The organism is Prevotella sp. P6B4 (assembly GCF_000619985.1).
In the GTDB taxonomy this organism is placed as follows: Bacteria; Bacteroidota; Bacteroidia; order Bacteroidales; family Bacteroidaceae; genus Prevotella.
In genome coordinates this window covers 30,934-42,704 of sequence record NZ_JHVE01000021.1, presented here as the reverse complement: position 1 = coordinate 42,704, position 11,771 = coordinate 30,934, and the positions used below count along the sequence as shown (strand labels likewise).

Below are 11,771 nucleotides of genomic sequence, written 5' to 3'. Positions count from 1 at the left end.
TTAAATCAATGAGAATGCTACTTCCATCATCTTGGTAAATGTGTTCTGTCGCTCTTCGGCAGTGGTCTCCTCGCCTGTCAGCACATGGTCGGAAATAGTACAGATGGCCAATGCGCGATTACCCGAACGGGCTGCATTCATATAAAGTGCGGCAATCTCCATCTCGATGGCCAGCACACCCATGTTTGTCCACTTATCCACGTGTGAGTTCTCATTATAGAACACATCCGACGTCAATACATTACCCACGCTGTATTTGAATCCCAGACGATCGCAGCTATCGGCAGCCCTGCGCACCAGGTCGAAATTGGCAATCGGTGCGAAGGTGCCTGGCAGTTCGTAACTGGCAGCATAGTTCGAATTGGTGCATGCGCCCTGTGCGATGACCAGATCGCCCACATGCAGACTCCCCTGAATAGCACCAGCCGAACCAACACGGATAATGGTCTTGACACCATAGAAATTAAACAACTCGTACGAATAGATACCCATCGAGGGCATACCCATACCGTGTCCCATCACGCTCACACGCTTTCCCTTATAGGTGCCGGTATAGCCCAGCATACCACGCACATTATTAAATAGTACGGCATTCTCGAGAAACATCTCGGCCATCAGTTTCACACGTAGCGGATCGCCCGCCATAATTACGGTCTCAGCAATTTCGCCAAGCTTTGCCCCGATATGAGGCGTTGGAGTTGTAGCCATATTATGATTCTTTTGTATTTATTTGTGCAAATATACAAAAAAATCCTCAACAAACAGGTGTTTTAAGGTGTTTTTCTTTGTCAAACAGAATATTTTTCCTATTTTTGCAACTTACAAACACAAATTATTTATTGTTTATGGTAAAGCATATTATTCTCTGGACACTGAATCCAGAACTCTCTGAAGAAGAGAAGCAGACAGTTAAAGCCGGCATCAAGGCAGGTCTTGAGGGATTGGTAGGAAAAGTTCCCGGACTGCTCGATGTCAAGGTTCATATTGATGGCCGTCTGGCCTCATCAAATGCCGACGTGATGCTCGACAGCACACTCGAAAGCGAGGATGCTTTGAAAGGCTACGCTGTTCATCCAGAACATGTAGCAGTAGCCAACGGCAAGGTTCGCCCCTACACCGTTCAGCGTAGCTGTCTTGATTTCGAGATCTAAATAAAAAGCGGTGCCTGCAAGCACTGCTTTTTTTATTTAAAACTGTTATATTAAAGTATAGACACTAAACTGACATAACTGACAATTTACATTCTGGATTTTGTATTTTTGCAACATCTACGGCGTTTGCCAAATGGGGAGAGTACTGGCAAATGCATTCCCAACATTCGGATAATTGCATCACTGCGTTCAGATAGTTTCTTTGAGGTGTTCAGATAATCTTTATGCCCCATAAGGGATTATCTGAATAAGACGTTAAGATTATCTCATTAACGTATGGAGAATATCGCAATTGAAAAGTAGTTAGAGATATTTGTAGATAACAAAAAAAAAGCCCCGCTGATTGGCGAGGCTTAAATTATTTAATCGCACTGCGAATTACTTCTTGTTCAGGGCGAGGTCGATAGCAACGGCTACAGAAACTGTTGCACCTACCATTGGGTTGTTACCCATACCCAGGAAGCCCATCATCTCAACGTGAGCAGGAACTGAAGAAGAACCAGCAAACTGAGCGTCAGAGTGCATACGACCCATGGTGTCTGTCATACCATAAGAAGCAGGACCAGCAGCCATGTTATCTGGGTGCAGAGTACGACCAGTACCACCACCAGAAGCTACTGAGAAGTAAGGCTTACCAGCGAGTACGCGCTCCTTCTTGTAAGTACCAGCTACTGGGTGCTGGAAACGTGTTGGGTTGGTAGAGTTACCTGTGATAGAAACGTCAACGTTCTCCTTCCACAGGATAGCTACACCCTCACGTACGTCGTCAGCGCCATAGCACTTAACCTTCAGACGGCTAGGGTTGTTACCATAAGGAACCTCCTTAACCACGTTCAGATCACCAGTGAAGTAATCGAACTTGGTCTGTACGTAGGTGAAGCCGTTGATACGGCTGATGATCTGAGCAGCGTCCTTACCAAGACCATTCAGGATAACGCGCAGAGGATTCTTACGAACCTTGTTAGCCATCTCAGCAATCTTGATAGCACCCTCAGCAGCAGCGAAGCTCTCGTGACCAGCGAGGAATGCGAAGCACTCAGTCTCCTCGCGGAGCAGACGAGCGGCGAGGTTACCGTGACCGATACCTACCTTACGATCGTCGGCTACTGATCCGGGGATACAGAAGCTCTGCAGACCGATACCGATGGCCTCAGCAGCCTCGGCAGCTGTCTTAACACCCTTCTTGATGGCGATAGCAGCACCACAAACATATGCCCATTTAGCGTTCTCGAAGCAGATCAGCTGTGTGTCCTCACACATCTGATATGGATCGATACCAGCCTTTTCACAAATCTCATTGGCCTCCTCGATAGAGTTGATGCCATTCTCCTTCAGAGCAGCAAGAACCTGGTTGATACGGCGCTCCTGACTCTCAAACTGTACTTTTCTAATCATTGTCGTATCCTCCTATTATTCTTTACGTGGATCAATAGCCTTAACTGCACCCTGCTCCTCGGTTGTACGACCGTAAGAACCAGTGAACTTCTTCATAGCCTCGTTGGCGTCCATACCGTTCTTGATGGCCTCCATCATCTTGCCGAGGTGTACATACTCATAACCGCAAACCTCGTTGTTAGCATCGAGGTACTGCTTTGTGATGTAACCCTCAGTGAGCTCGAGGTAACGTGTACCCTTGGCAACAGTACCATAGAGAGTACCAGTCTGTGAACGCAGACCCTTACCCAGGTCCTCAAGACCAGCACCGATAGCCAGACCGCCCTCAGAGAAAGCACTCTGTGTACGTCCGTAAACAATCTGCAGGAAGAGCTCGCGCATAGCGGTGTTGATAGCATCGCAAACAAGGTCGGTATTCAGGGCCTCGAGGATGGTCTTACCAGGCAGAATCTCAGAAGCCATAGCAGCTGAGTGAGTCATACCAGTACATCCGATGGTCTCAACAAGAGCCTCCTGGATCACACCGTCCTTCACGTTCAGGCTCAGCTTGCAGGCACCCTGCTGAGGTGCGCACCAGCCAATACCGTGGGTGTAACCAGAAATTTCCTTGATTTCCTTTACTGCTACCCATTTGCCCTCCTCGGGGATAGGTGCAGGTCCATGGTAAGCGCCCTTACAAACGCTACACATGTTCTCCACTTCTTTTGAATAAATCATTGATAATAAAACATTTAAATGTTAAACAACTTGATATTTCCTTCTTTTTGACCTACAAAATTACTCGAATTATTTGATATTTGCCTTGTTACGGCTTATCATTTAGGAATTATTAACCAACCAACGGACTTACAGACCACGATACTTCAGGAATCCTGAGGCATCGGGAGTCTTCATGCCTGTAAAGTCGGTAAACATCTCCATCTGGTCCTTGGTATTTCCACGGCTCAGAATCTTCGAGCGGAATGCCTGACCTGTCTCGGGCTTCAGCACACCAAGCTTCTGGAAGGTATCGGCCACATTGCAGGCCAGTACCTCGGTCCACAGATAGCTGTAGTAGCCAGCGGCATAGCCTCCACCCCAAACGTGGTTGAAGTAAGAGGTGCTGTAACGAGGAGGTATCTGAGTATCGTAGATGCCGATCTTCTTCAGAGCATCGATCTCGAACTGCTCTGCCTCATCGGCAGTAGGTATCTCGTTTGACGACAGATGATGCCAAGCCAGATCAAGGCAGGTAGCTGCCAGATTCTCACCCAGTGCGTAGGCTGTCTGGAAGTTGATGCTCTTCAGCATCTTCTCCTTCATGTCGGCAGGCATAGGCTCACCCGTAACAGCATGTTTGGCGTAGTGGTCGAAGATCTCAGGGATAGAGGCGAATGTCTCGTTGAACTGCGAAGGCATCTCCACAAAGTCGCGTGCCACAGCTGTACCGCTCAAGGTATTGTAGTTGCAGTTTGAGAGCATGCCGTGCAGCGCATGACCGAACTCGTGGAACAGGGTGGTCACCTCGTCCCAGGTGATGAGCGTGGGCTGTCCCTCAGGCGCCTTGGCATAGTTGGTGACATTATAAATAATAGGTAGCTGATGGCGGAAGCGGCTCTGCTTGGCAAAAGCGCTCATCCAGGCACCGCCACGCTTGGTAGGACGGCGATAGGGATCGCTATAGAACAGCGCCAGCATCTTACCATTCTTGTCGCGCACCTCAAACACCTTCATATCAGGATGATAGGTAGGGATGTCCTTACGCTGCACGAAATTCAAACCGTAAACACGATGAGCGGCGTAGAACACACCATTCACAATCACACTGTCGATATTGAAATAGGGTTTCACCTCGTCGTCGCTCAGGTCGAGCAGTTCCTTCTTCATCTTAGCCGAATAGTAGAAACGGTCGTAAGGCTGCAGCTTGAAGTGAGGTCCCATCTGCTTCTTGGCATAGTCCTCGATAGCCTTGGTCTCAGCCTGAGCCTTAGGGGTATATTCAGCAATCAGCTGCTTGAGGAAGTTATACACATTGTCAGAGTTTTTAGCCATCGTACGCTCGAGTGAATAAGAGGCATAGTTCTGATAGCCCATCAGCTCACCCTTCTCTGCACGTAGCTTGGCAATCTCAACAACAATGGGGAATGTGTTGTACGTGCCACCACCATCAGCACGACGGCGAGAAGCATCAAACACGCGGCGACGCAGGTCGCGATTATCCAGGCTGGCCAGGATAGCCTGCTGGGTAGTATTGACAATGACAATAGCGTAAGGCGCCTTACCACCACGGCTCTCGGCATCCTTCTTGCACTGGGCGATATCAGCCTCGCTCAGACCTGCCAGTTCCTCCTTGGTGTTCACCCATACCACCGCATTATTGGTGGCAGCAGGCAACAGGTCGCCCCACTGCTGCTGTAGCTCAGAGATGCGCATATTGATCTGCATCATACGTGCCATCTTCTCATCACTGAGCAATGCGCCCGAACGTACAAAGTCCTTATAAACCACCTCCGTGAGTCGCTGGTCTTCGCCTTTCAGGGTCTTGAACTCATGGTCGTAAACATATTTAACCTTCTTAAAGAGCGCCTTATTAAAGGTAATCTCGTTTTCAAGCTCTGTAAGCAGTGGCGTGATTTTCTTCTCGGTCTCGGCGATGGCTGGTGTCTTATGCGCACTGGCCAGCCCCTCAGCCACGTTCAACCATTTGTCGAGTTCCAGTCCACTCTTCTCCAAGGCCAGAATGGTATTCTTGAAAGTTGGCTTCTGCTTGTTGGCCACAATCTGATTGATTTCCTGACGCTTCAGTTTGATAGCCTTCTCGATGGCAGGCAGGTAATCAGTTTCCTTAATCCTGCTGAAGTCGGGTGCACCCTGAGGCAGACCGTCGGCAGCAAACGTGGGCAGCATCATGGCTGCGAAACTCAAAGTCATGAGCGTTTTTGTTACTTTCATATTCGTTTATTGATTGGTCATTATTTCTTGGAATGGGGCAAGTGGAACTTGTACTGGTTGGTGAGCACTTCCTTGACGGTATTAATCTCCAGGAACTTGGTACCACCACCCTCGCCGATGTTTCCACTCAGATAGGCAATCTTATCCTCCTCCTGCACGTAACCCTTCTGGCGCAGCATACGCACAGCAGCGTGGAACAACTCCTCGTTGTCGATATGTTCCTTCTGGAAAACAGGTATCACACCATACGACAGATTGAGCAGACGCTGCAGCTTGTCATTGTAGCAGATAGCCAGCACGGGGTTAGGACCACGGAAGGCAGCCAGGTTGCGTGCGGTGTCGCCAGAGCTGGCATCGGTAATGATACCCTTGACACCCAGTTTCTCGGTAGCCTCGATAGCAGAGTGCGACATAAACTCACGGATATCGCAGTTGGGCGACAGGGGCACCTCGATATCATTCTCACGCATCTTGTCCTTCTCGGCCTGCTCGGCAATAGCCGCCATCGTACGTACTGCCTCTACAGGATATTTTCCGCTGGCAGTCTCTCCCGACAACATCAGCGCATCGGTACGATAGTAGATAGCGTTGGCAATATCCGTCACCTCTGCTCGTGTAGGACGTGGGTTACTAATCATTGTATGAAGCATCTGAGTAGCTACGATAACGGGCTTCTTGGCACGTACGCACTTACGGATAATCTGACGCTGGATACCAGGAATACGCTCAATGGGCACCTCGATACCCAAGTCACCACGTGCAATCATGATACCATACGAAGCCTCGATAATCTCGTCGATATTATCCACACCCTCCTGATTCTCGATCTTAGAGATGATCTTGATGTCAGAGTTGTAGGCATCGAGAATGGCCTGTACCGCACGCACGTCGGCAGCCGAGCGCACAAACGAGTGAGCAATAAAGTCGATATCCTGATCGATGGCCAGCATGATGTTCTTACGGTCCTTCTCTGTCAGTGTAGGCAGGGCGATATGTACACCTGGCACGTTCACACTCTTGTGCGAACCCAGCACGCCATCGTTCTGCACCTGGGCAATGACCTGCGGACCGTTGATACCAATAACCACCATGTCGAGCGCACCATCATCGAACAGGATGTGGCAGCCCTCATGCACATCGGCCGCAAAGTCGGCATACGACAGATTGATAATGTCGTGGGTAGTATCCATCTCCGGGCGCCCGAAGATTTTCACCACATCTCCCGTCTTGTAGGAGATGGGCTCAGCACAACCTGTGGTACGCACCTCAGGGCCTTTGGTATCAATCAATATACCAATGTGATGACTCACACTACGTACATTATTAATAATATTCTTGATACCCTGCTCATCGGCATGAGCCGTATTCATTCTCACCACATTCATACCTGCCTCGAAAAGACTACGGATGAAATCCTGATCACATCTTCTGTCACTAATGCTAGCTACAATTTTTGTCTGCTTCATGTTATTTTTCCTTCATTTTGTGCTGCAAAGGTACAAAAAAACGACCAAAAAGAGACGAAAATCATCATTTTTTGAAAAAAAATCTATAAATATTTTCGTAATCGGCTGAAAATTAGTAACTTTGCAGTCCGAAATCGAAGAATTTCGAGTTTACACATTATTAATATATAAAGAAGAATAAGGAATAAAGAAATGACAAAGGCAGAAATCATCAACAAGATTGCTGAAGAGACAGGCCTGGCGAAGAAAGATGTAGCCATCTCGGTTGAAGCCTTCATGGAGACTATCCGCGAGAGTCTCGCAGACGACAAGGAGAACGTATATCTGCGTGGTTTTGGCACCTTCATCGTGAAGCGTCGCGCCCAGAAGACCGCCCGCAACATCTCTAAGAACACCACATTGGTTATCGAGGCTCACGACTATCCCGCTTTCAAGCCATCAAAGAGCTTTATCGAAAAAATGAAGTAATTAACATTATAAATTATTAGTATTATGCCAAACGGAAAGAAAAAGAAGGGCCACAAGATGGCTACACACAAGCGTAAGAAGAGACTGCGCAAGAATCGTCATAAGAGCAAGTAAATCTTGATCCTCTGTGACCAATAAAAAAGAAATGAAAGGAGTGTGCCTGCTAATCCCTACCAGGATAGCGACACACCCTTTTTAGTACTAACGACAACCCTGTCAACAACAAAAGTAACGCAAGACAATGACAAGTGAAGTAATCATCGATGTGCAGCCGAAGGACATTTCTATAGCCCTGCTCGAAGACAAACAGCTGGTAGAATACCAGCAGGAGCAGCGCACAGCTTCGTTCTCGGTGGGCAACATTTATGTGGCGAAAGTCAAAAAACTGATGCCAGGACTCAACGCTTGTTTCGTTGATGTCGGAGCTGAACGCGTGGCATTCCTGCATTACCTTGACCTGGGAACTCAATTCAACTCTTACGAGAAATACCTGAAACAGGTAGTAAGCGACCGCAAGAAACTCTACCCCATCCAGAAAGCCAGCATTCAGCCTGAACTGAAAAAGGATGGAAGTATCGCCAACACCCTGAAGGTTGGACAGGAAATACTGGTACAGATTGTCAAAGAACCTATCAACACCAAAGGTCCGCGCCTTACATGCGAACTCAGCTTCGCCGGACGCTACCTGGTGCTGATCCCATTCGAAGACAGTGTTTCCGTTTCCACCAAAATCAAGAAAGGCGAAGAACGTAGCCGACTGAAGCAACTCATCCAGAGCATCAAGCCCAAGAACTTCGGTGTCATCGTACGTACGGTGGCCGAAGGCAAGCGAGCAGCTGAACTTGATGCCGAGCTGAAGATTCTGTTGAAGCGTTGGGAAGACGTGATCACCAAAGTCCAGAAGACCACAGAGCGTCCACAACTCTGCTTTGAGGAGGAAAGCAGGGCCGTAGCACTGTTGCGTGATCTCTTCAATCCCACTTACGACGGCATCCACGTGAATGATAGCGACATCTACGGCGAAATCAAGAATTACCTGGGACTCATCGCACCTGAGAAGGAGGACATTGTGAAGCTCTATAACGGCACAGTCCCCATCTTCGACAATTTCGATGTAACCAAGCAACTGAAGTCTGGCTTTGGAAAGACGGTCAATTACAAACATGGCGCCTATCTGATTATTGAACACACAGAAGCCATGCATGTAGTTGATGTGAACAGCGGTACACGCATTAAGAAAGAGAACAATCAGGAGACCAACGCCCTCGAGACCAATCTGGGAGCCGCCGATGAGCTGGCCCGCCAGCTGCGACTCAGGGATATGGGTGGTATCATCATCGTCGACTTTATCGACATGAAACTGCCCGAGGATCGCCAGTTGCTCTACGAACGCATGTGCAAGAACATGCAGAAGGACAGAGCCAAGCACAACATCCTGCCTCTCTCTAAGTTCGGCCTGATGCAGATTACCCGTCAGCGCGTTCGCCCTGCCATGAGCGTGAACGTGGAGGAAACCTGCCCCACCTGTTTCGGAAAAGGAACTATCAAGTCGAGCATCCTGTTCACTGACACCCTCGAGAGTAAGATCGATACCCTGGTCAACAAGATCGGAGTCCGCAAGTTCTATCTGCACGTCCATCCCTACATCGCCGCCTATATCAACAAGGGCTTCATCAGCATGAAGCGCAGGTGGCAGATCAAGTACGGATTCGGCATCCACGTGATCCCGTCGCAGAAACTGGCATTCCTTCAGTACGAGTTCTATGATGCCAACAAGCAGTTTATAGACATGAAAGAAGAAATCGAAACAAAGTAAAACAAACAATCCTCTACCTATGATTACACTGAAAATTCTTTTTTGGGCCATGCTGCTCATTGTATTCTATACCTACATCGGGTACGGAATTCTATTATACCTCATCATCCGGCTAAAGCGAATCCTTGCGGGCACTCCCCGCAAGGTCGCAACGCCTGGCGATGACGAACTACCCACCATGACACTCATGATTTGCGCCTACAACGAAGAAGACGTTGTAGCCGAGAAGATGGCCAACACCCTGGCTATCGACTATCCGCGTGACAAATTCCGCATCATGTGGGTGACAGATGGCAGCAACGACCGTACCAACGAGCTACTGAAGGCCTACCCCGAAGTCGACGTGGTATTCAGCCCCGAACGCAAAGGCAAGACAGCAGCCCTGAAACACGGCCTGCAGGAACTCCAGACGCGCTACGTGGCATTTACCGATGCCAACACCATGATCAATCCAGGCGCCATGAAGGAGATTGCCCGTCTGTTCATGGACCCCACCATTGGCTGCGTATCAGGCGAGAAGCGCGTAGCAGCCCGTAAGGAAGGCGAGATGGCAGCCGAAGGCGAAGGCCTTTACTGGCGTTACGAAAGCACCCTGAAGAAGTGGGACAGCGAACTCTATTCAGCCATGGGTGCTGCCGGCGAGCTCTACGCCATCGACCCCACTCTGGTACACGAGGTACCCGATTCAGCCCTGCTCGACGACTTCATGATGTCAATGTTCATCGTAAAAGATGGCAAGCGAATCGCCTATACTCCCGACGCCTACGCACAGGAATACGGCTCGGCCAATATGTTCGAAGAATCCAAACGTAAACGCCGCATTGCTGCAGGTGGTCTGCAAAGCATCTGGTGGCTGCGCAGTTTGCTCAATCCGTTCCACCAGCCATTAGTAACCTTCCAGTACATCAGCCACCGCGTCCTAAGATGGAGTATTACTCCAATTGCCATGGTTATCCTACTGGTTATCAATGTATTATTAACAGCACTAAACGCAGGTTTATTCTTCAATATTGCACTTGCGCTCCAGATAATTTTCTATCTGACAGCCTTCTTGGGATGGCAGCTCAGCCGACGAGGCGCCAAGAACAAGTTGCTCTATACGGCCTACTATTTTGTGTTCATGAATCTCAATGTTTTTCGCGGAATGGCCTATCTGTGCAAGCATAACAACAGTGGTGCATGGGAAAAAGCTAAAAGAAGTTGAAAAAAATCCTATTTTTCTTTTGTATTACAAAAAAAAGCATTACCTTTGTCCCGAATTAGTGTATTTTCGTTGAATGGACAGAACCGAAAAAGACATATTGCTACAGAAATATGCAGATGCAAACCGCAGGTTAACACTTGCGCAAGAGCAGCTTGCTATTGCCAATCAGAAGCTCAAGGAATATGAGGAAAAAGCCCAGAAGGCAGAGAAGGCAAGCAAGATGAAATCGCTCTTCCTGGCTAATATGAGCCATGAAATCCGTACGCCCCTTAATGCCATTGAGGGTTTCTCTCGTGTGTTGGTAGAGACCGATTCACAGGAAGACCGCATGAAGTTCTTCGAGATTATCGAGAGCAACAACAACCGCCTGATGAGCCTTGTTAACGAGATTCTCGATTTGTCGCGTGTAGAATCAGGCGAGATAGTCATGAAGAAATCGAGCACCGACCTCAACCAGCTTTGCGAGAGCATCCGCAATATCTTTAAGTTCCGCTGTCCAGAAACGCTAAAACTCGAATGGAAGAAGCCTAACATGGCAGTCACCTTTGTCACCGACGCCAACCGTATCACCCAGGTTTTCTCCAATCTTATCAGCAATGCCCTCAAGCATACGCACACAGGTAGCATCACCTATGGCTATCGCATGCTCGACGAGGGATCACACATCGAATTCTATGTTCAGGATACCGGTTCCGGTATCGCTCCCGAGGATATTCCCCACTTGTTTGAGACCTACGTTTCGCGCGATGCCGAGACCAAGAACAATGGTTACGGTTTAGGATTAGCACTCTGCAAGATTATCGTTGAGAAACTGGGTGGAAAGATTTACGTCGACTCTAAGATGGGCGAAGGCTCACTGTTCCGATTCGTTCTGCCTTTCGAGGGCACCATCGGCGGCATGTCGCCAGTTCGCAACACCACCACTTCGAATGTTCGCACCATCCGTGTTAGCGGCCGTCCCGACAACATGAATAAGAAGAGCATCCTAGTGGCCGAAGACGAGGACAGCAACTACGAACTGGTAAAGATTGTGCTCCACAAGCGCTATCGCCTGATTCGCGCCCATAATGGTATTGAGGCTGTAACACTCAACGAAGAGGAACATCCCGACCTGATACTGATGGATATCCGTATGCCCGAAATGAACGGCCTCGATGCCACCCGTATCATCAAAGAGGTAGACTCGAACACACCAGTCATCGCCCTCAGTGCCTATGCTTTCGAGGAGAACATCCGCGAAGCCAAGAACGCTGGTTGCGACGAGTTTATGGCCAAGCCATTCAAGGTTGAGAACCTGATTGAGATGGTTGGCAAATATCTCGACTAAAAATCATTACACA

At 48.7% G+C, this 11,771-nt stretch carries 10 protein-coding genes; 5 read left to right on the top strand and 5 right to left on the bottom strand.

Annotation, left to right across the window (positions count from 1 at the left end; genetic code table 11):
- A complete protein-coding gene (gene deoD, locus T491_RS0112750; protein WP_028904232.1) occupies nt 1-708 on the bottom strand; it encodes a purine-nucleoside phosphorylase in 708 nt (235 codons plus the stop codon).
- Between the two features lie 137 nt (nt 709-845).
- Between deoD and T491_RS0112745 the strand changes: the two genes are divergently transcribed.
- Nucleotides 846-1,151, top strand: coding sequence for a Dabb family protein (locus T491_RS0112745; protein ID WP_028904231.1), 306 nt, complete (start codon nt 846-848; stop codon nt 1,149-1,151).
- 378 nt (nt 1,152-1,529) lie between these two features.
- On the opposite strand, the gene T491_RS0112740 is transcribed toward T491_RS0112745, so the two are convergent.
- From T491_RS0112740 to pyk, 4 genes are all read right to left on the bottom strand, one after another.
- Nucleotides 1,530-2,546 (bottom strand): GGGtGRT protein, encoded by a 1,017-nt coding sequence (locus T491_RS0112740; protein ID WP_013063070.1) that lies wholly within the window; start codon nt 2,544-2,546, stop codon nt 1,530-1,532.
- 15 nt (nt 2,547-2,561) lie between these two features.
- Nucleotides 2,562-3,263: an iron-sulfur cluster assembly scaffold protein gene (locus T491_RS0112735; protein ID WP_013065322.1), complete on the bottom strand. Its 702-nt coding sequence runs from the start codon at nt 3,261-3,263 to the stop codon at nt 2,562-2,564.
- A 129-nt stretch (nt 3,264-3,392) separates the two neighbouring features.
- Nucleotides 3,393-5,435: a M3 family metallopeptidase gene (locus T491_RS0112730; RefSeq protein WP_081773384.1), complete on the bottom strand. Its 2,043-nt coding sequence runs from the start codon at nt 5,433-5,435 to the stop codon at nt 3,393-3,395.
- Between the two features lie 62 nt (nt 5,436-5,497).
- The gene (gene pyk, locus T491_RS0112725; RefSeq protein ID WP_028904229.1) at nt 5,498-6,943 is read right to left on the bottom strand and encodes a pyruvate kinase; all 1,446 of its coding nucleotides are present in this window, start codon (nt 6,941-6,943) and stop codon (nt 5,498-5,500) included.
- 192 nt (nt 6,944-7,135) lie between these two features.
- Between pyk and T491_RS0112715 the strand changes: the two genes are divergently transcribed.
- The 4 genes from T491_RS0112715 (at nt 7,136) to T491_RS16565 (ending at nt 11,758) form a co-directional block, all read left to right on the top strand.
- Complete coding sequence (locus T491_RS0112715) at nt 7,136-7,411, top strand: HU family DNA-binding protein (protein WP_028904228.1); 276 nt, start codon at nt 7,136-7,138, stop codon at nt 7,409-7,411.
- 241 nt (nt 7,412-7,652) lie between these two features.
- A complete protein-coding gene (locus T491_RS0112705) occupies nt 7,653-9,227 on the top strand; it encodes an Rne/Rng family ribonuclease (RefSeq protein ID WP_028904227.1) in 1,575 nt (524 codons plus the stop codon).
- Nucleotides 9,228-9,246: 19 nt separating this feature from the next.
- Nucleotides 9,247-10,431: a glycosyltransferase family 2 protein gene (locus T491_RS0112700; protein ID WP_028904226.1), complete on the top strand. Its 1,185-nt coding sequence runs from the start codon at nt 9,247-9,249 to the stop codon at nt 10,429-10,431.
- A 73-nt stretch (nt 10,432-10,504) separates the two neighbouring features.
- Nucleotides 10,505-11,758: an ATP-binding protein gene (locus T491_RS16565; protein ID WP_051523156.1), complete on the top strand. Its 1,254-nt coding sequence runs from the start codon at nt 10,505-10,507 to the stop codon at nt 11,756-11,758.
- The last annotated feature ends 13 nt before the right edge of the window (nt 11,759-11,771 follow it).

What these genes read in the sequence shown, in the direction of transcription:
- deoD (WP_028904232.1), bottom strand. Translation starts at nt 708, where the DNA reads ATGGCTACAACTCCAACGCCTCATATCGGGGCAAAGCTTGGCGAAATT.
- T491_RS0112745 (WP_028904231.1), top strand. Translation starts at nt 846, where the DNA reads ATGGTAAAGCATATTATTCTCTGGACACTGAATCCAGAACTCTCTGAA.
- T491_RS0112740 (WP_013063070.1), bottom strand. Translation starts at nt 2,546, where the DNA reads ATGATTAGAAAAGTACAGTTTGAGAGTCAGGAGCGCCGTATCAACCAG.
- T491_RS0112735 (WP_013065322.1), bottom strand. Translation starts at nt 3,263, where the DNA reads ATGATTTATTCAAAAGAAGTGGAGAACATGTGTAGCGTTTGTAAGGGC.
- T491_RS0112730 (WP_081773384.1), bottom strand. Translation starts at nt 5,435, where the DNA reads ATGATGCTGCCCACGTTTGCTGCCGACGGTCTGCCTCAGGGTGCACCC.
- pyk (WP_028904229.1), bottom strand. Translation starts at nt 6,943, where the DNA reads ATGAAGCAGACAAAAATTGTAGCTAGCATTAGTGACAGAAGATGTGAT.
- T491_RS0112715 (WP_028904228.1), top strand. Translation starts at nt 7,136, where the DNA reads ATGACAAAGGCAGAAATCATCAACAAGATTGCTGAAGAGACAGGCCTG.
- T491_RS0112705 (WP_028904227.1), top strand. Translation starts at nt 7,653, where the DNA reads ATGACAAGTGAAGTAATCATCGATGTGCAGCCGAAGGACATTTCTATA.
- T491_RS0112700 (WP_028904226.1), top strand. Translation starts at nt 9,247, where the DNA reads ATGATTACACTGAAAATTCTTTTTTGGGCCATGCTGCTCATTGTATTC.
- T491_RS16565 (WP_051523156.1), top strand. Translation starts at nt 10,505, where the DNA reads ATGGACAGAACCGAAAAAGACATATTGCTACAGAAATATGCAGATGCA.